This window comes from Dorea sp. MB18-49 (assembly GCF_023669465.1).
Lineage (GTDB): Bacteria > Bacillota > Clostridia > Lachnospirales > Lachnospiraceae > Dorea_A > Dorea_A longicatena.
The window spans coordinates 13822-33057 of record NZ_JAMOYX010000022.1 but is presented as its reverse complement, the minus strand read 5'-3'; the positions used below and the strand labels follow the sequence as shown (position 1 = coordinate 33057).

General features: G+C 42.3%; 19 protein-coding genes. 1 reads left to right on the top strand and 18 read right to left on the bottom strand.

The features are described 5' to 3' along the window. Positions 1–47: 47 nt before the first annotated feature. From NCY30_RS08220 to NCY30_RS08195, 6 genes are all read right to left on the bottom strand, one after another. Positions 48–383 carry a hypothetical protein gene (locus tag NCY30_RS08220; RefSeq protein WP_250818620.1) on the bottom strand — a complete coding sequence of 112 codons (336 nt, stop codon included), beginning with the start codon at positions 381–383 and terminating at the stop codon, positions 48–50. 132 nt (positions 384–515) lie between these two features. Continuing rightward, entirely contained in the window at positions 516–965 is a 450-nt protein-coding gene (locus tag NCY30_RS08215) for a terminase small subunit (protein WP_250818619.1), read from the bottom strand. A 258-nt stretch (positions 966–1223) separates the two neighbouring features. After that, positions 1224–1517, bottom strand: a complete 294-nt coding sequence (locus NCY30_RS08210; RefSeq protein ID WP_250818618.1) for a hypothetical protein — start codon at positions 1515–1517, stop codon at positions 1224–1226. Positions 1518–1606: 89 nt separating this feature from the next. Further along, entirely contained in the window at positions 1607–2416 is an 810-nt protein-coding gene (locus NCY30_RS08205; RefSeq protein WP_250818617.1) for an ATP-binding protein, read from the bottom strand. After that, the gene (locus tag NCY30_RS08200; protein ID WP_195369667.1) at positions 2340–3038 is read right to left on the bottom strand and encodes a helix-turn-helix domain-containing protein; all 699 of its coding nucleotides are present in this window, start codon (positions 3036–3038) and stop codon (positions 2340–2342) included. Before NCY30_RS08200 ends, NCY30_RS08205 begins: the two co-directional genes overlap by 77 nt. Before the next feature lie 52 nt (positions 3039–3090). Further along, entirely contained in the window at positions 3091–3288 is a 198-nt protein-coding gene (locus NCY30_RS08195; protein WP_195369668.1) for a hypothetical protein, read from the bottom strand. Between the two features lie 118 nt (positions 3289–3406). On the opposite strand from NCY30_RS08195, the gene NCY30_RS08190 reads away from it, so the two are divergent. After that, complete coding sequence (locus NCY30_RS08190; RefSeq protein ID WP_195369669.1) at positions 3407–4222, top strand: helix-turn-helix domain-containing protein; 816 nt, start codon at positions 3407–3409, stop codon at positions 4220–4222. 387 nt (positions 4223–4609) lie between these two features. Here NCY30_RS08190 and NCY30_RS08185 read toward each other — a convergent pair whose 3' ends face one another. From NCY30_RS08185 to pstC, 12 genes are all read right to left on the bottom strand, one after another. Beyond that, complete coding sequence (locus NCY30_RS08185) at positions 4610–5308, bottom strand: P-II family nitrogen regulator (RefSeq protein WP_055193390.1); 699 nt, start codon at positions 5306–5308, stop codon at positions 4610–4612. Positions 5309–5318: 10 nt separating this feature from the next. Continuing rightward, complete coding sequence (locus NCY30_RS08180; protein WP_055193391.1) at positions 5319–6863, bottom strand: DUF1538 domain-containing protein; 1545 nt, start codon at positions 6861–6863, stop codon at positions 5319–5321. A gap of 124 nt (positions 6864–6987) precedes the next feature. Beyond that, positions 6988–8646 carry an acyl-CoA dehydratase activase gene (locus NCY30_RS08175; RefSeq protein ID WP_022416394.1) on the bottom strand — a complete coding sequence of 553 codons (1659 nt, stop codon included), beginning with the start codon at positions 8644–8646 and terminating at the stop codon, positions 6988–6990. Next, positions 8639–9943: a 2-hydroxyacyl-CoA dehydratase subunit D gene (locus tag NCY30_RS08170; RefSeq protein ID WP_195369670.1), complete on the bottom strand. Its 1305-nt coding sequence runs from the start codon at positions 9941–9943 to the stop codon at positions 8639–8641. The genes NCY30_RS08175 and NCY30_RS08170 overlap by 8 nt, the downstream gene beginning before the upstream one ends. A gap of 158 nt (positions 9944–10101) precedes the next feature. Next, on the bottom strand, positions 10102–12780 hold the full coding sequence (locus NCY30_RS08165) for a YfhO family protein (RefSeq protein ID WP_195369671.1): 2679 nt from the start codon (positions 12778–12780) through the stop codon (positions 10102–10104). Then, a complete protein-coding gene (locus tag NCY30_RS08160) occupies positions 12749–13765 on the bottom strand; it encodes a glycosyltransferase family 2 protein (RefSeq protein WP_195369672.1) in 1017 nt (338 codons plus the stop codon). The genes NCY30_RS08165 and NCY30_RS08160 overlap by 32 nt, the downstream gene beginning before the upstream one ends. A gap of 278 nt (positions 13766–14043) precedes the next feature. Next, a complete protein-coding gene (locus NCY30_RS08155) occupies positions 14044–15354 on the bottom strand; it encodes a sensor histidine kinase (protein ID WP_044920470.1) in 1311 nt (436 codons plus the stop codon). Between the two features lie 16 nt (positions 15355–15370). Next, positions 15371–16045, bottom strand: a complete 675-nt coding sequence (locus tag NCY30_RS08150; RefSeq protein ID WP_006428416.1) for a response regulator — start codon at positions 16043–16045, stop codon at positions 15371–15373. A gap of 16 nt (positions 16046–16061) precedes the next feature. Then, the gene (phoU, locus tag NCY30_RS08145) at positions 16062–16715 is read right to left on the bottom strand and encodes a phosphate signaling complex protein PhoU (RefSeq protein WP_055193397.1); all 654 of its coding nucleotides are present in this window, start codon (positions 16713–16715) and stop codon (positions 16062–16064) included. Positions 16716–16718: 3 nt separating this feature from the next. Beyond that, a complete protein-coding gene (gene pstB, locus NCY30_RS08140) occupies positions 16719–17468 on the bottom strand; it encodes a phosphate ABC transporter ATP-binding protein PstB (protein WP_006428414.1) in 750 nt (249 codons plus the stop codon). 36 nt (positions 17469–17504) lie between these two features. Next, entirely contained in the window at positions 17505–18368 is an 864-nt protein-coding gene (gene pstA / locus NCY30_RS08135; protein WP_022416388.1) for a phosphate ABC transporter permease PstA, read from the bottom strand. Continuing rightward, entirely contained in the window at positions 18361–19236 is an 876-nt protein-coding gene (pstC, locus tag NCY30_RS08130) for a phosphate ABC transporter permease subunit PstC (protein ID WP_006428412.1), read from the bottom strand. The genes pstA and pstC overlap by 8 nt, the downstream gene beginning before the upstream one ends.

Sequence of the window (19236 nt, the reverse complement as noted above, 5' to 3'; positions counted from 1 at the left end):
TACTGTTAACGGTTAGCGGGCAACTCCAAACGTTGCCCGGTTATTCCTTATATTTTTTTAATCCATTCCTCAAATAGATCATTTAACTTATCAAAAAATTCAAGGTAAAGTGTATATGATGGCTTTTGCACTCCGAACACCTTTTTGCAAGCTCCTTTTCCAAATAGTTTTTCGAACTCTACAGCGAATTTACCATCCAATGTTTTATAAATCTGGTCTTTATTGTGCGGCTTTCGCTCTTCCTCTTTCTCCGCTTGCCCCAACAATTTCAACATTTTTCTTATAGCTTTTCCTGTTTTTTCTATTCCGGTCGGAAACGCAATCGAAATATGCCCGTTTTGAACTTTGATAACTTTCTTTCCATCAATCGATATGTTTTTCATTCTCTCTCTCCTTTCTGTCCAGATTCACCCATATCAGAGCATTAGTGCAGAAATTAAGAAACTCTGTTGTAAAAATCGCCAATAAAATAATTGTTAAAAATACCTTCATGTTCTTTCTCCTTTTCTATTCAGTTAATTGTTCCATACTTCACTTGCTGTAATATTCAGCGCATCAAGGATGTTATCCTGTTCTCCTGGCATATTCTCTTTAAATCGGATCTCTAACTTTGTCAGTTCCAAGTCCATCCGCTGATTATCATTGAACCGCTTCATGAGCAGTTGTGCCGCCTTAGTTCTGTCAGTTATAGCCGGATCTAATCCAAACTGCTCCGCTATATCTCCTCGCATCACAGATGTAAGGAATTCCAAGACTTCCTCTGTCGTTGCTACTTCTTCACTTTTGGTTTTCTCCAATATCTCATTCATGTACTCGACAACATTCGGCTTTGTCAAATTCAGCGATCCTATCTGTCTTGCTGGCCGCTCACTGTATCCGGCTTTCTTTGCCGCATCTGTTATGTTTCCAGAGATCAGAAATTCCAATGCGAATTTCTTTTGCTTCGATGTAAGTTTTTCTTTCATCTATCCACCGTCCCATTCTATTCGTTGAATCAAATCATCACCTCCGCTGTCTTTTTCTGCAATATGGGTTTTAACCTTTGCCTTTCTCAGCAATCAAATCATCCCCCCGTTATCTTTTTCCCTATATGTTCCAGATGTCATGTTTTATCGTTCAGTGCTATATAGTTCATTTACCTTAATATTTGTTAACATATCAAAGCTTTTTTGCTACGCACTTGCCTATATCTCCTCAAAATGTGAGCAAATGTTTGCATTTTCTCACCATTCCACCCGGTACGACCATAATAATCCCTCTTCTTCACTCTCCGGGATCCTCACGCACAACGTCTCCTGTACGCCATACAACTGCGCTAAGTCAATAATAAGCTTTTTCATTGATTCTATCGTCCTCGCACACAGCTTGATTCCCACAGCCTTTGTGTTATCTCTGAGCCTTACTTCTTTCAACAACACATCAGCTATCCAGATTCTGTCTCTTTTTTCCACGCAAATTCCCTGTATGAAATACAGCCTTGCTATCCTGTTTTCTCTTTCTATCCTCAGTTCCACCATTGCCACGCACCTCCCACCATGTTAAAATGATTGAAAGGTGCATCCTGCTGCCAACTTTGCCCGATAATGGCAGCAGGATGCACGCTTTTCTATTCCTCTAAGATTCCTCGCAAAAAAGCTTCATTTCGTTCGTCTGCCTTTTTCTTCCGTACACTAAACTCCGGCATCGCAAGGACTGTACTGGTTTCCATTATTCTGCTGCTTATGCGATCATCACATTTCAGATTATCAATCATGACATTTGATGTATAAATGGTCGGTAACATATTCTCATACCGCCTATTCACCAATCTGTAAATAGCATCTGAAATCCAATCCTTGTCCTCTTTCGTTGCTCCGATATCATCAACAATCAACAATCCGGTATTCATAATTGCGTTCATCTGTTCTTTGACCGCTTCATTTTTGCTACTCCGCACAAGCTCTATGTAATCAGCAACAGTTGCAAACTTGATCGAAACATCTTGCTTTTTCAACACCTCATTCGCCAAACAACATGCAAGAAGCGTTTTCCCACTGCCCTTAGTGCTTGAATAGATGTACAATCCCCTGCCTTGTTTCCGAAAAGTCGCAAAGCTATACACAAAGGCATTGGCTATCCTCTTCTGAATCTCTACATCCTCTGAATACTGCCCCCAGTCAAAATCTTTGCCATCTTTGGACATGTATTCTACCGGCATTCCACTTCTAACTCTACGGCTGTCAATCTGTCCGTCTAATATCGCACCATCTGGAACAAAAAAATCTGCGCTCTGTCCATAATTCTCAACCAAATATTCCACCAGAACTCCATTTTGTTCCTTTGTTTTCACTGTTTTCACGTTAGTTACCTGTGCCATCCCGGAGAAATTGCTTGTAATAATCCGATGCTGGTCTCCGATTTTCAGTGTCTTGTTCATAATTTTTGTCCTCCTTATTCTTATAGTTGCCATCCAATACCTTTGCAAGGTTCCTGTCCTTCATAACCCAATCAAAATTAGCTGACCAATCAGAACCATTATTGCCTCTCAAAAATTCGCTCCGCTCCATTGCTTCAAAAGCTTTTCTCAGATCATCTATTGAATATGTTCGTAGCCTTGCCCGGATTGCTTTCTTCCTTGCCTCCGATAATGATTTTACTTTTGGATACGATACACAGATAGCATTGAATGCTTCCATCACCTCTCTGTATTCAGTCTTACTTTTGAGAGTGTTAATATTGAAAGTGTTAATATTAGTTTCCTCGTTTCCCGTAGACGCATTTCCCGCATACTCATTTTCCGTACACGGCATTTGTATATTTTGAAGATTCGGCACCAATACATATACATTGCCAGAAAAACTTTGGTTCTCATTTTTGCGTTGTTCTTTCTTCACAACGCCTGCACCAACCAATAGATTCATATGCTTGTAGAACCTTGTCCGGCTTATCTTTAATTTGTCACAAATAAAATCTACACTAGGATACGCCATTGCTTTTGATCCAGCGTAACTGCACAACATTCCATAAATAGCTTTCGCCTCGATGGTCAAATTTTCCATCTCGTATACCTCTTGATAGGTCAAACCATAGCCACCCTTTCCCATTTCTTACCTACTTTACTTCTGTTAATGCATCAAAATACTGATCTGCCTTTCGCGTATCATACAATACACGTTTTCCAATCCGTACTGTACATCCAATTTCCTGTCCTAATTTCAATGCGCTTCCACGACCCAAACTTGTGTATGCCATAAACTCCTCTATACCTAAAAGTCTCGGCTTCACACTTGCATTTGTTCTTTCATACATTATGGACCACTCCTTTCTTGTTCGTCTAAGTTCATGGTAATACGTCTTGCAGTGTATAGTCCAATACTGTATAATGAGAATCATAAAATATATTTATAATCGAAAGGTATAAAAAATAATGGAAAATGATGAAAAGAATATAATTTATGATACTTCTATACTCAAAAGAAATATAAAGAAATTAATGGATAAGGATGATAGCGGATTATCGCAAACAAAACTTGCAGAAAAATTTGGAATGTGTCAACCTCGTCTTTCCAAGCTTCTAAACACAGACACTTCGGATTGCTTTACCGTTCAACAAGTAGGCACCATTGCTAATTTTTTTCATGTTTCAATAGATTCTCTTTTTGGCATACAACCAGAAACCTCAGAAGAGACCGACCAAGAGATAACTCTTTATAATATTCTTGATAAATTATTTGAATTAGATAAACTTACTGAAATTGAATTTAGAAACAGAAATGTTAAAAGTTCCGGCAAAGCCCCATCTGATTACCGACCATACATTTTATTTAAAAATGAACAGATAAATAAAATTTTAGATGAATGGATATCTCTACGTCTAAAATTTGACGAATTACATAATACTGAATTAAAAAATAAAATGTTCAAGTTATGGAAAGAAGACACTCTAAATGAAGCAAAACAGTGCCCTCAAAAATATAACTTTTTAACTAAAAGAGAAAGGCAAAAAGAACTTATGGATATAATCTTACAAAAATACGAAGACTGTCCTTATAAAGACGATTTCCACATACGATTATGCTCTGAAGACTACACACTTATACAGGAGTATTATGATTCTTTTTTTTATCGCGCTGATTATCCAAATCAGATCGATTTTATCGAGTATTTAATAACCTGCATATCAGAATTGCCAGAACCTCCTTGCCCTGCACCTCAGGCACCAATATTTCCACCAGTGGAATAAAGTATTTTCTACCTTTTATTTTCCCATTTTGGACAGATTTTGGACAAATCACCTTAACACTCACCACGCAAAAACGCTACACCCCTTGATTTACTTGGACTGTAGCGTTTTTAGATTATTTATAACCTCTTAAGCTCTTCTTAAGATTTTTCCGATTTCTTTAAGGAATTTAACATACTTTAGACATATTTGTTTTTTATAATAAATTTAGATAGTTGAGAGAGACAAATTCAACTATCTCCCCCTCATAAAGTAGCACACCGGGAATCCGGTGCAACACTTTACTCTCATTCCTTTAGATAACTATAACGACAACGAACGCCACGGGCCGGAAGGTTTGTGGCGTTCGTCGTTTCTTTTTTCTTTTGCAAAATATAATACTTAAATCTATAACAAATCATCCTGAATATCTTCCTCCAGCATTCGTATCCCCGCAACACTGGTCACCGGCAGCGAGAACACTATCGTACGTTCTTTGCTGTCGAGACCGGCCTGCTCCATGATTGCTTTCATGATCTGATTCTTCTCTCTGCTCTTCGTTACGATCAGAATGACTTCTTTTTCTTCCACCAGTGACACCCCGAGATACTTTTTTGCAAGTTCCATCCCGGTTCCTTTTGCATGGATCACAGTTCCGCCTCCGGCCTTTGCTGACCTTGCCGCATCCATGACCGTGTCGATATATCCCTGATTTGCGATTGCTACCAGAAGTTCATAATCTGTATCTTTCATCGAAGTCTCCTCCTCTTTTTCAAATTCCTGTTCATTTACAAGAAACTGCAGTGTCTTTCTTCCGCCCACGCTGCTAAGCGGCACAATGAACGATACCCCTGTCCCCGGTACATCGATCAGCATCTTCGTGATCAGTCCCCGGCGCAGCTTTTTCCACGTCTCTCCTGTTACGATTGCAAGAAATAACAACTTTTCCGATTCTTCCAGGCCGAAATAATCCAGCACTTCACTCTGTGCCGTCCCCCTTCCGATCGTTTCCAGAAATACAGGAAGTCCGTACTCTTTAAAAAATGTTCGGAAATCTTTTCGTTTGTTTCTGTTCGTGATGGTCACCATCATATATACCTTACTCATAAATTCTCCCTTACAACTCTATGATATCCGCATCCCCATATGCCTCCAGCGGTAATACCTTAACAGGCTGCGCGAGCATCTCTTCTTTATCCTTCTTACGCTCCTGATACTGATACACCACACCCAGGATTTGTATCGTGATAAGCGGTGTCATTGCTACCATTGCTACCACTCCAAATGCATCCGTTACCACATTTCCGCCAACCGCTTCACATGCTCCCTGTGCAAACGGAAGTAAGAAGGTTGCTGTCATCGGTCCGGATGCAACACCGCCGGAGTCAAATGCGATCGCCGTAAATATCTTCGGCACGAATAACGTCAAGATTAGTGCCAGTGCATACCCCGGTACCAGAAACCACAGGATCGAGATACCTGTCAGCACACGTATCATCGCCAATCCAAGGGAAAATGCAACGCCAAGCGACAGGCTATATCCCATTGCTTTTCCCGGTATTGCTCCAGAGGTCAGCTCTTCTACCTGCTCCATCAGCACATATACCGCCGGCTCTGCCTTTACGATAAAGTAACCGATCAGCATACCGATCGGGATGATCACCCAGCGGTAAGGAAGCCCTGCGATCACCTGTCCCAAATAATTACCTACCGGCATAAATCCTACATTTACCCCTGTCAGGAATAATACCAGTCCAATGTATGTATACAGGATACCGACCAAAATTTTGATCAGCGTTTTCTTTTTTAATTTCAGGGATACCACCTGAAAGAATGTGAAGAACAGAATAATCGGAAGCAGTGAGCCACCGATTTCTTTCATATAATGTGGGATTCCGGACTCGAATAATTTCCATAATGCTACAGATGTCTCTGCATCCGGTATTACAGTCTCGGAATAGCTGCCACCCTGTGGATGATAGATAATACCAAGAAGCAATACCGCCAGCACCGGGCCGATCGAACACAACGATACCAGACCGAAACTGTCCGTCTCTGCGTATTTATCACTACGTACCGCAGAGAATCCGATTCCCAGTGCCATGATAAACGGTACCGTCATCGGTCCGGTTGTCACACCACCCGAATCAAATGCAATCGCCAGAAAATCCTTCGATACAAAAAAAGTCAGGATGAACACCACCGGATAAAAGATCAACAGCATATAGGACAGCGGTTTTGAAAATAACATACGCAATACAGCGGCCACCAGAAAAATTCCGACTCCCACGGCAACCGCCAGAATCAGTGTCATATTTGATACCGAAGGTACCTGCCCGGCCAGCACCTGCAGATCCGGTTCCGATATTGTGATGATAAATCCAAGTACAAAACACAACCCGATGATCACCGGCAGCCTTTTTGACTGTGCGATCCGGGTTCCGATCCTCTCTCCCATTGGTGTCATCGACATCTCCGCCCCCAGTGTGAAGAACATCATTCCCACCACCAGAAGGATCGCTCCAATAATAAAAGCCATCAGAATGCCCGGCGGCACCGGTGCGATCGTAAAGCTTAATATCAATACGATCGCGATGATCGGTACCACCGCTTCCAATGACTCTTTTAATTTCTCTGATAATTTTGTCCGATATAAATTCAATAAATATTCATGCCTTTCTGTGTTAATTATTCTACAATTTTCTGACTATTCACTATATTCTTTATATTATCACAGAATTCCAATCCTATCTATTTTTCTACTGTTAAGATCTTGCTAAGAACGCTTACTCTGTAACCATATCCTTAGCAAATAATGCAGCTCCCAGTGCTCCACAAAGCTGTGCCTTATCGCTGATCACCAGTGTCGTTCCAAGCTTCTCTTCCAGTGTCTTCACCAGTCCCTGGTTCTTTGACACTCCTCCGGTCATCATATAGCGTTCCTCGCCGCCGACACGTTTTGCCAGTGCTGCTGTCTTGGACGCAACAGCCTTATTCAGTCCGTGTACGATATCATCGGTTGCCTTATTCTGTGCGATCAGTGATACCACTTCCGATTCTGCAAATACGGTACACATGCTGGAGATTGTAATATCTTCCTTATATGACAGACCTGCCTTTCCCATATCGTCCAGACTCATTTCCATGGTTCTTGCCATCATCTCCAGGAATCTTCCGGTTCCGGCTGCACATTTATCATTCATGACGAAGTTGGCAACGGCTCCATTTTCATCCAGGCGGATGACCTTACTATCCTGTCCTCCGATATCAATAACGGTACGGACTTCCGGGTTCAGGAAATGTGCCCCTCTTGCATGACAGGTAATCTCTGTAATACTCTTATCTCCATCAGAAATGGCCGTTCTTCCGTATCCGGTTGTAACCATTGCATCGATGTCTTCTCTCTGAAGTCCCGCATCTTTCAGCGCTTCTTCCAGTGCACGCTCTGCTCCGATTGCTGCTCCCGCACCTGTCGGCAGGATGATCCCTGTCACGATATTTTGGTCTTTATCAAGAATTACTACATCTGTACTTGTTGATCCGCTGTCTATTCCGGCGAAATATCCTTTTCCCATCTTCAGTTCCTTCCCTTCCAGTTCTTCCATATTCATGCTCTCTGCAAATGCTTCTAATCTTGTCAGAAGCTGTCCGCTGCTCTGTACGGTATAATCCGATTCGATCTTCAAAAGTGGTACGGTCACATTCTGTTTGATCTGTGCGTATTCAAAACTGTAAAAATCGCAGAATTTCACGGTATGATAAATAATCCCCTTTAATCCCGGGTCATTGTATAATCTCTTTCTTCCACTGTGATCCATCATACGCATACATGGAATCTGTCCGAGAAGTTCTTTCGCATACCATACCATCAGTTCATCAAATTCCAATTCCTTTGGCGGCTCTGTCTCGCCCACCGAACGGTTGTTGACACAGGTATCATTTTCCACCGGATACGGCATACTCTTCTGCACCATATCAAAAAGTTCATTTCCCATACGTGCACCCAGCACACTGATATGCGGCTTTACAATGTGTTCCGGCTTCTTGAATGCCTGACGGAACTTTTCTTCATCAAATGTTGTGCCTTTATATTCTCCATATGCTTTCGCAAGACCTTTTAACTGCACTGCTGTACGTTCTCTGCTGCACTCTGCATCACAATGAAGCACATCGATCATATATAAGAAATCCAGTTTTCCACTGTCTTCCAGAATATCATAGACACTCCGGATCGTATCACAACAGTTGACCAGCACCAGTTCCTTTACCTTTCCGCTCATCACAGCTTCCAGAAGAGCCTTGCCGAATCCGCAGATGTTCGGATGCGCTATCTGATCCGCATGGTCAAAGCCCTGCGGCATCTCATTCAGGTTCTGACACTCCCCGCCGAACGCTTCTAAGAGTTCGATTGGGGTATATTTACAGACATAATATGTTTTATTCATCGTGCGATTCCTCCTGTCTGTCCGTATTTTCATCCGTTTCTGTATTCAGCATCTCTAAGAATGCCCCGAGTCTGGTAGACGTCTGCCCTTCTCCGCCATGGCTTCTGTCACATCCGTCACCGTCCAGGATCAGAAGCGGGATTCCCTGTTCTTCGAATTTGCGCTTGGCAAGCTGTGCTGCTCCAAGGGTATGCTTACATCCCCAGTGTCCGAACCAAACAGCACCGTCTGCTCCTGTCTCCTTTGCATGACGGATTCCTGCTTCGATTCTTCTGATCGCACTTCCATTTAATGCATGATACACCATACGTCTCGCCATCGCTTCATAAGGCTTCTCCGGATCAAAATCCGGCTCACAGACACGGCTCAGTTCACATCCGACGATCTGCGCTTTTTCCTGAAAGCATAGCTCATTCTTCACCGCATCAGACCAGAACGGAATGGTGTGCATCCAGTAAATCTTCTTTCCCTTTTTTGCCGGGGCCTTCTTCACATCGTTCAGGAGACGGTCCACATACGTTTCCTCTTCTTCTGTTCCCAACAGCAGATTATTTGTCATACCTGCATAGAGTGGCGTAACAAGGTCTGCAGGAATATATCTGTCCGCACTTTCCTTTTCATACTGTGCGAATTTTTCCAGCGTCCGCTTGCTTCTTCTCAGTCGTTCTGTTAATGTCTCATCTGTAATCTTTTTGCCTGTGCATTCTTCTATAAAGTCTTTCAGTTTACGAAGTTGGTCTGCCACATACTGTACATTGTCTTCGTTCTGCTGCATCGGCACATCGATAGCAAAGATCGGTACATCATACATCTTTGCCAGCTTCTTAAATGTCAGAAGGTTTGCATCACAGGTCAAATTCGTGTATACAATACACTTTGGTTTCGGAAGTACTTTCTTCTGCGCCGCTCCGATAAATGTCTTGTGATAACTGCAAAGTGTCTCGGATATGCCCGTATTCTCTGCCTGCTGTAAAAATGCTCTTTCTGCCTTAGATGCAGAAAGATAGCAGGAAAATCCTTCTACATTGTATGGATGTAATCCTGCTTCCTGTAAAATTTCACAAGGAGTAAAGATACTGACAATTGAACTTTCTTCCGGACGTTCCAGCGGTCTTATCATCGTATCCATCATAAGCCTTGCCAGATACTGCTCTGCCGACATCAGTCTTTTGTCCGGTGCAAACCGGAACTTCAGATTCTGTGCCTTCCATCCGGTCTTTAAAAGCCATCTTGCTCTGTCCGGATTTTCATTACTCCATTTTTCTATATAGTTTCCATATGTTTCTATGATCTTCATGTTCTCATCCTCGTCTTGCCCTGTTGTCTGTTTCCATTTTTCTTCCTTATTCAAGTATAAAAAAACATTTAACATCATACTCTTCTTTTTTATAAAATGCAAATATACAGCAGTGATTTTCCGCAAATCTGCTGCTGCATATAGATATCATCGTATCATTACAATACAAGTAATAACACGAATCCGACTATTCCAATCATTGAAAATACTTTTCCTGCTGTTGCCCCCGGTGCATGATAGACGATCCTCACTTCATGCTTCCCACTTCCGATCTCACATCCAAGAAATGCTGTATTTACCTTTTGTATCTTCGTCTCTTTTCCATCGATGTACATCTTAAAATGTGTGTCATATGGGATGGATGTAATGAACCAGCCATCATTCTTTACCTGTATCGTTCCCTGTATCTCATTATCTTTCGTCAGCTTTTTATCAACCTGAACTTCTGACTGATATAACGTTTTTGACCGTTCCGGCAGACTGCCGAGATATGCCTGTACATGGCTTAATTGATATTTTCCTTTGCCAAATGTTACAGAAATAGTATCTTCTCCATCCTTTAACGGCACTGCATAGATAAATGTTTTATTTTCATTATAATATACATGATCTTTTGCGCTTAGTTTGTTACGGATTCCGTTGATCCAGACTGCCACGTCCTTATTCGGACGTGCATTGTCCACACAAAAGCTCAGAAAAAGAATCTGTCTCTGCCCCTCTTGTTGTGTCGTTTCCTGCTGCACCTGTCGAATGGAAAATGTTATCTTTTTTATCTTCTTCGCATGGATCTTCCAGCCATCTTCTTTTTCATGGATCCACGTTCCGACTTTTCTTTCATTTCCGTTTTTCTTCCCTATATCTGTGGTTCTATTGCCGGCTCCATTTTGCGCTTTATGATTGTCGGCCATTTTCAGACTAACAGGCGTATAGGCTGTCATTATGTTCTGATCTGAAGATTCCGTATGTTCTCCAACAACTGCATATTCCAGAAATGCCGTCTGATTATATGGAAATGCAAGTTTGTTATATTCTTTTTCCGTCATCACACGATCTGTTGCATACATGACCGGTGCCGCGTCATTATTCTGATATATGCCGGTTTTTTCACATTTCTTAACCAGAGCATATCCCGTTACATCAGAATCTGATACGATATAGCGTACTCCCATCATCCGGCAAAATACCGGATTCTTCGATACCGACTGCATCATCACATTCCGGAACGGTTCTTCCAATCCGAATGTCTTCTGACGAAATGTCTGATATTCCGAATTGTATGCCGATGAATAGATTGAAGTAATATTCTGCCCCGCATCCCAGATCCGGTTTAAATCCGCTGCATTTTCATCGTCATTGCCCATCTGTTCTGTGCGGTAATATCCACCATCATTTTTCAAAGCTTCTTTTACCGCCTGTTCATTATGTTCTCCTGCAACATCCCGGTACAGTTTGTGGCTGACATACCGGTCCGGCTTCATCTGATAAAAGGTATTCATCGTGACCGCCAGACATAGCACCGACGGCAGTGCCAGCATCAGAATCTCTTTTGTCTCTTTGCAGTGGCTCTTCACTGCACAATAAAGCACATAACATATCAGGAACAGAACACTTTCTGCAAGTAATGCCTTCCATACGTTTTCCTCTATTCCTTTAGATGTAAACTGGTTTCTTGCTATATAAACAAATACCGTTGTAATGATATACGGAACCATTCCTGCAATAAGAGACAATTTCTCTTTCCTGCACTTTTCCAGATAAATAGCAATCAGATAACACAACAATGGCAGAAATGGAATGAATACCTTATCTCTGATATACAGTCCGCCATTCAATAAGTAAGCAAATACCGGAATGACAAGCACGATCACACATCCATATGTGAGCACTCTCTCATATACTTTCCGGTACAGAAGTCCTGTGATCAAAACGGTGATCACAAGTGTTGTAAGTCCGATTCCATAGATGCTGTAAGCGAATCGTTCTACCGTGATCTGCGGAACGAAAAGGGTAGTAAGCGATGTATTCTGCCCTTTACTTCTACCACCCGCCAGTGCAAGTACCGTTGGTACCAGGAAGAAACTACTCATAAGTACTGCCAGAATCATTGGACGAACAAAACACAGTCCATCCACTAAAAAGCCTCTGACCGTGACTCTGCATCCTTCTCTTTGTTCAAAATACCGGTGCAGTCCATAAAGAACCAGTACCAGCATTCCGCCAATACTGAAATAGAAACTGGTCATGATCATCAGAAATACACTAACTGTAAAAAGACCGCTTTTTTCTTTTTCAAAATACCGGTCCACACCTATAAGTGCCAGACATAAGAACGGCATATAATCTACGAACATGATCTGACCGCTGTACTGTCCGATCATCGGGCCCGCCAGCAGGAACATCAGCGATATGATAAAAGCAACGCCTGTATCCATCTTTCTGCTTTTCAGCCAGTAATAAAAAAGCAGTACCGAAACCGTCAGACCTGTTATACTGATCACCATGATGTAATCTGACATTTTCACAAATGGGAACAGATATGACGGCAGAATCAATGGACTGTATAGTCCGTAATAAGCAAAATGATAAATGTTCTGACCTCCGCCCAGATTCGGCGCAAATTCCGGAAATATCTTTCCCGTTGCATAAAACTGCTGCCGGAAATAATCCGGCAGCACACTATGCTGACTGAGCCAGTCTACTTTTGCTCCAAAGATTCCATGTCTTCCCACAAACCACCAGCAGAAAAAAAATGTAAATCCGGCAAGTATCAGGTATGGAATGCATTTCTTATATGAAGTATATTTCTTATACAGAGTGCACTTCTTTTCCTTTCCCATAACTCTTCCTCCGCATGTTCTGTGATAATGGCATCATCATAATCCTCTGTTCTTCTTTACTGGAATCCTTTAACAGGTATACCGGACGGTTCTTTACTTCCAGATATGTCTTGGCAAGATACTGTCCCAGAATTCCGGTACACAGAAGCTGTACACCGCCCACACCGAACAGGATACAGACCAGCGACGGCCATCCGGCCACCGGATCTCCCCAGATCAGTGTACGAACTACGATTGCAACGATCATCAGGAATGATAATCCGCAAAACAGAACTCCCATATACGATGCGATCGACAATGGCACCACAGAAAATCCCGTAATCCCCTCCAGAGAATAAATGAATAATTTCTTTACATTCCATTTTGTTTCTCCGGCAGCTCTTTCGATATTCTCATATTCCAGCCATTTCGTACGGAAACCGACCCAGCCGAAGATTCCTTTTGAAAATCGGTTGTATTCACTCATCTCCAGAACCGCATCTACCATCTTACGGTTCATCAGACGGTAATCTCTGGCACCGCTTACGATCTCTGTCTTCGATATCTTATTGATCACATTATAAAATTCTTTGGATAAAAATGACCGGATCTTTGGTTCTCCCTTTCTGGTTGAACGTCTGGTTGCCACACTGTCATATGGTTCTTCTTTCAGAATTCTGTACATCTCCGGCAGAAGTGACGGCGGATCCTGCAGATCCACATCCATAATTGCCGCATAATTACCGCCTGCATTCTGAAGTCCTGCATAAATAGCCGCTTCTTTTCCAAAGTTTCTGGAAAAGGAAAGATACTGGCATCTTCCGTCCTTTCTGTGTAATTCTTTCATAACCTTATATGTTCTATCGGATGATCCGTCATCTACAAATATCAATTCGAAATCGGTCTGTTTCTTCATGGTGTCCATAACTTTTTTCATTTCGGTATAATAGATCGGCAATGCTTCTTCTTCATTGAAACACGGAATGATAATACTGATCTTGTCCATAACTATAAGCCTCCTTACCTATTTCTTGAAGTTATTGTAGGCTTGATTTCTTAAAGACATACGCAAATAATTCTTAAGATTTCTTAAAAAACTTCTATATTTTTCCAAAACTATGTTGTGTAAAACAAGGACGAACCAGAAAAGATATTATGTCCCTGTTCTTGTCATGCTATATAGTTTTAAAAAGGCGGATTCCGTGTGCTGGGCCTGGAATCCGCTTTTTCTGCTATATTCTATCTTTTTACTTCTTATTTCATAACCTGTCTGTAGTTTCTCAATTAAAATATGAGCTCTATCTTCGTTCCTTCGCCCAGTTTACTGTCTACATGGATCTTGGCTCCGTGAAGCATGGCTCCGTGTTTTACGATTGACAGTCCAAGGCCGGTTCCGCCGGTTTCTTTGGAATGGCTTTTATCTACACGATAGAAACGTTCGAAGATACGATCCGTTTCATTTTCCGGTATTCCGATTCCAGTATCTGTGACACAGATTTTCTTGCCCTGCAGGGTATTGCCTACCCAGACGGTTAACTTTCCGCCTTCTTTGTTATACTTGATCGCATTTTCACAGATATTGTAGATCATCTCATCCAGGATCTGGCGGATTCCCACGTATTCTACCGGCTCTCCCGTCACCTCTACATGTACTTTTCTCTTCGCTGCCTGTGGCGAAAGTCTGGTCAGGATCTCTCTTGTCAACTTATAAAGATCTACTTCTTCTTTTTCCAGCTCTACATTGCCCTCATCCAGTTTGGATAGCTTGATAATATCTTCTACCAGCGTGATCAGGCGGCTTGCTTCATTATAAATACGTTCTGCAAACCCCGTCATATCTTCCGGTTTTACCAATCCATTTTTCATGATCTCCGCATAACCTGAAATAGATGTAAGCGGAGTCTTTAATTCATGCGACACGTTTGCCGAGAATTCTTTTCTCATATTGGCAACCGCATCTTTTTCTTTATTCTGCTTATCGATACTCTGTAAAAGTGGTGTTAATTCTTCGTACACGTCATTCTCCAATGGATTCTCAAGATCCAGTCTGTTGATCGGACGGATCAGTCTCGTTACCTGCCATTTTACAAGTGCACTTGCAAATGCAAGCATGATCACTGCGATCAGTCCCATCACCGGAAATACTTTCATCGCTGTCCGGAATGCGGTATCTACCGTCTTTGATACACGCAGGATATCTCCATTTTCCAATTTCACTGCATAATAGAACATCTCTTTATTCAGCGTATTGGACTCTCGAATGTCCTGTCCGCTTCCTGTTTTTAATGCTTCTTTTACTTCCGGACGGTTCTTATGATTCTGAAACGTTACTTCATCTTCTTTGGAATCATATTTTACATTTCCGTCTGAATCGATCAGTGTAATTCTTGTATCCTTATGCACCTTATCCATTATCTTCAGATAAGATTCTCCGGAGGTATCGATTGCTACATTGATATAATCCGCCTCCTGTCTGACTTCGCCTTCCATGATATGGATCGTCTGGCGATATACGACCAGTGTAGTGATCGCATAGGCTATGATCAATGTCAGCGCAATCACAAGGATCATACTGCTCTGGATCTTTTTTCTCATACTTTGTTTCATATTATTACCTACTCATACGGTATCCGACTCCCCGGACCGTCTCAATCTGTTCACCTGCATCTCCGAGCTTCTGTCTTAAGGTTCTGACATGCACATCCACGGTTCTCGTCTCCCCGTCGAAATCATAACCCCAGATATCCTCCAGAAGCTGGTCTCTGGTAAGCACAATGTTCGAATTCTTCATCAGGCGCTTCAGTAATTCATATTCTTTCAGGGTCAGATTCACTACTTCTCCATGAACTGTCACTTCATGTTTCTTTGGATCTAACCGGATCTCTCCGATCTCAAATGTATCTTCACTGGATACACTTCCCTTCGCACTGCGTCTTAATACCGCCTTGATACGTGAGATCAGTTCCATCATACCAAAAGGTTTCGTCACATAGTCATCAGCCCCGGCATCCAGTCCTTTTACTTTGTCATATTCTGCACCTTTTGCCGTAACCATAATAACAGGAATGTCTTTCGTTTTCTTTGATGCTTTTAACTTTCTCAAAAGCTCCATTCCGTCTTCTCCCGGCAGCATGATATCAAGCAGAACAAGCTCTGGCGTCTCTAATGCCAGAGCTTCAAGGAATGAACTTCCATCTTCGAATCCGCGTGCCTGAAACCCTGTACTTTCCAGGGTATACACCACCAGTTCCCGTATATTACCGTCATCTTCTACACAAAAAATCATTCCTCATTCTCCTTCTTTATACTACAGATGATTTGTGGATTCCTGTAATTGAGAATTCCACCCACTCTGCGATATTCGTTGCATGGTCTGCAATACGCTCCAGATATTTGGCAACCATAATCAGATCGATTGCTTCCACACCTTGCAGACCTTTATTTTCAGCAATGAAATTAATCAATGTCGTCTTCACTTCCTCAAAAAGTTCATCTACCACATCATCATTTTCCATTACTTTTCTTGCCAGATCCAGATCTTTCTCTACGTAAGCATTGACACTGTCACGGACCATTTTGCTGGCCGCCTCTGACATCTTGATGATCATCGGAATATCCTGCGCTTCTGATTTGTCTTCAGTGATAATAATCTCTGCAATATCTGATGCCTGATCTCCGATGCGCTCCATATCGGTAATCATCTTAAGTGCTGCGGATATCTGTCTCAAATCTCTTGCTACCGGCTGCTGCTGAAGAAGAAGTCTTAAGCAAAGTCTTTCAATATCTGTCTCCGCCTGATCGATCTCTTCATCTGCAATTCTTACTTTCTCTGCCTGTTCCATGCTTCCTTCTTTTAATGCAGTCGTTGCTTTTCCAATCGCCTCTTCACACAACTCACCCATGTAAATAAGCTGTTTATTAAGTAACTCCAACTGTTGATCAAATCGATTACGCATATCTTAACCAAACCTCCCTGTAATATAATCTTCTGTTCTTTTATCCGCCGGAATGGAGAATAATTTTTCTGTCTCATTATACTCGATCACTTCTCCCAACAGGAAGAATGCTGTGTTATCTGATACACGTACAGCCTGCTGCATATTATGTGTTACCATAACGATAGTATAATCTTTTTTCAGCTCCATCGCAAGGTCTTCAATCTTCGATGTAGAGATTGGATCAAGTGCGCTTGTCGGCTCATCCATCAGAAGAACTTCCGGCTGTACAGCCAATGCTCTTGCGATACAGAGTCTCTGCTGCTGTCCGCCTGACATTCCAAGCGCGCTTGTCTTTAATCTGTCTTTACATTCATTCCAGATGGCTGCATCTCTTAAGGATTTTTCTACCAGATCATCCAGCTTTGCTTTCGAACGGATTCCGTGTGTTCTTGGTCCGTATGCAACATTGTCATAGATGCTCATCGGGAATGGATTCGGTTTCTGGAATACCATTCCGACTCTTTTTCTAAGCAGATTCACATCAATATCATGGAAAATGTCCTGACCGTCCAGAAGAATCTGTCCGTCGATCCTGCAGCCTTCTACCAGATCATTCATCCGGTTGATGGATTTTAACAATGTAGATTTACCACATCCGGATGGTCCGATAAATGCTGTGATCTTATTCGCTTCTATCTCAAGATTCACATTTTTCAGAGCATGGAAATCACCATAGTGCAGATCCATATTCTTAATACTTATTTTACTCATTTAAGATTCCTTCCTGTTCCTCATCTATTCTTTTCTTTACGATTTCGTGATTCGTTTTGCAATCATACCTGATATAGTATTGATCAGTACAACCAGTACCAGAAGCACAACTGCTGTTGCATATGCCTGATTCATATAAAGTCCTTCACTGGATAAGTTGTACATATGAACCGCAAGAGTACGTCCGGAGCCGAATACACTACTTGGTACCTTTGCAACGGTTCCCGCTGTATAGATCAGCGCTGCTGTCTCTCCGACGATTCGTCCGATCGCCAGGATCACACCTGCCAGGATTCCCGGTACCGCTGACGGAAGTACGATGCGGAATACGGTACGGAGTTTTCCTGCACCAAGTCCAAAGCTTCCTTCTCTGTATGAATCCGGTACGGCTTTCAATGCTTCTTCTGTACTTCGCATGATCAACGGAAGTACCATGATTGCAAGGGTAAATGCACCTGCTAATATGGAAAAACCCCACCCGCAGGTTGTTACGAAGAATAACATTCCGAAAAGTCCATATACAATGGATGGAATTCCCTGCAATGTCTCTGTCGTAAGTCTGATGACTTCTACGAATTTGTTTCCTCTCTTTGCATATTCCACAAGGAAGATTGCTGAGAAGATACCAAATGGAACAGCGATCAAAAGTGATAAAAATGTCATAATCACGGTATTAATAAGCGCCGGCATCAGGGATGCATTCTCTGATGTATAATGAAGCGAAAAGATCGACGGCTTCAGATACGGCACTCCGTGGACAACTACATACACGATCAGGAATATCAGTACTGCAAATGTAAGGATCGCTGAAAGCATGACCAGAAGCATCACGATCAGAGAACCCGGTGTTCTCGTATAGGCTTTTAATTTGTCTTTCAAAGTCATTTCATTATTACTCATGATTCTTCCCCCTGTTCAAAAGTGCCACACAGAAGTTCAGAAGCAGGATGAATACGAAAAGTACCACACCTGTTGCGATCAGTGCCTCTCTGTGAAGTCCCGATGCATATCCCATCTCGATTACGATATTGGCTGTCAGCGTTCTGACTCCCTGGAAGATTCCACGCGGCATTCTCGGCTGGTTACCTGCTACCATGATCACAGCCATGGTCTCTCCGATCGCACGTCCGATTCCAAGAACGATTGCTGCGACCACACCAGATTTTGCTGCCGGAAGTACAACTGTAAAGATTGCCCTTTCATGTGTTCCGCCAAGTGCCACAGCACCTTCGTAATACTGTGTCGGAACTGCTCTGAGTGCTGATTCTGTCAGACCGATGATCGTTGGCAGGATCATCATTCCAAGCAGAATGGATGCAGTGATCATACTGCTTCCGTTGCCGCCCCGGTGAAGACTTCGTCCGATTTCTCTTACCCACGGTACCAGAACGACCAGTCCGAAGAATCCATATACAACGGACGGAATTCCCGCCAGAAGTTCCGTAGCCATTTTCAAAGGTCTGTAGATTGCTTTCGGACAATAGAAAGCCATAAATACAGCTGTCAGGATTCCTATCGGTACACCAATGATGATCGCACCTGCTGTCACATATAAACTTCCGACGATCATTGGAAAGATTCCGTAAATATCATTTTTCGGTCTCCACAACTCGCCGGTTAAGAATTTTCCAAATCCAATCTTACTCATTGCAGGAATACCATTTGCAAATAAGAATATACAAATGAGAGCAACCGCCAGCACCGAAGCGCAGGCGGCAACTGCAAATATTACCTGCATGAATTTTTCCGTCCATGCTTTTGATTTCAT

Excerpts from the sequence above, each read along its gene's own strand:
- pstA (WP_022416388.1), bottom strand. The coding sequence starts at position 18,368 with ATGAGTAATAATGAAATGACTTTGAAAGACAAATTAAAAGCCTATACG.
- NCY30_RS08150 (WP_006428416.1), bottom strand. The coding sequence starts at position 16,045 with ATGATTTTTTGTGTAGAAGATGACGGTAATATACGGGAACTGGTGGTG.
- phoU (WP_055193397.1), bottom strand. The coding sequence starts at position 16,715 with ATGCGTAATCGATTTGATCAACAGTTGGAGTTACTTAATAAACAGCTT.
- NCY30_RS08185 (WP_055193390.1), bottom strand. The coding sequence starts at position 5,308 with ATGAGTAAGGTATATATGATGGTGACCATCACGAACAGAAACAAACGA.
- NCY30_RS08205 (WP_250818617.1), bottom strand. The coding sequence starts at position 2,416 with ATGAACAAGACACTGAAAATCGGAGACCAGCATCGGATTATTACAAGC.
- NCY30_RS08175 (WP_022416394.1), bottom strand. The coding sequence starts at position 8,646 with ATGAATAAAACATATTATGTCTGTAAATATACCCCAATCGAACTCTTA.
- NCY30_RS08220 (WP_250818620.1), bottom strand. The coding sequence starts at position 383 with ATGAAAAACATATCGATTGATGGAAAGAAAGTTATCAAAGTTCAAAAC.
- pstC (WP_006428412.1), bottom strand. The coding sequence starts at position 19,236 with ATGAAATCAAAAGCATGGACGGAAAAATTCATGCAGGTAATATTTGCA.
- pstB (WP_006428414.1), bottom strand. The coding sequence starts at position 17,468 with ATGAGTAAAATAAGTATTAAGAATATGGATCTGCACTATGGTGATTTC.
- NCY30_RS08210 (WP_250818618.1), bottom strand. The coding sequence starts at position 1,517 with ATGGTGGAACTGAGGATAGAAAGAGAAAACAGGATAGCAAGGCTGTAT.
- NCY30_RS08215 (WP_250818619.1), bottom strand. The coding sequence starts at position 965 with ATGAAAGAAAAACTTACATCGAAGCAAAAGAAATTCGCATTGGAATTT.
- NCY30_RS08155 (WP_044920470.1), bottom strand. The coding sequence starts at position 15,354 with ATGAGAAAAAAGATCCAGAGCAGTATGATCCTTGTGATTGCGCTGACA.
- NCY30_RS08195 (WP_195369668.1), bottom strand. The coding sequence starts at position 3,288 with ATGTATGAAAGAACAAATGCAAGTGTGAAGCCGAGACTTTTAGGTATA.
- NCY30_RS08170 (WP_195369670.1), bottom strand. The coding sequence starts at position 9,943 with ATGAAGATCATAGAAACATATGGAAACTATATAGAAAAATGGAGTAAT.
- NCY30_RS08165 (WP_195369671.1), bottom strand. The coding sequence starts at position 12,780 with ATGGGAAAGGAAAAGAAGTGCACTCTGTATAAGAAATATACTTCATAT.
- NCY30_RS08200 (WP_195369667.1), bottom strand. The coding sequence starts at position 3,038 with ATGGAAAATTTGACCATCGAGGCGAAAGCTATTTATGGAATGTTGTGC.
- NCY30_RS08190 (WP_195369669.1), top strand. The coding sequence starts at position 3,407 with ATGGAAAATGATGAAAAGAATATAATTTATGATACTTCTATACTCAAA.
- NCY30_RS08160 (WP_195369672.1), bottom strand. The coding sequence starts at position 13,765 with ATGGACAAGATCAGTATTATCATTCCGTGTTTCAATGAAGAAGAAGCA.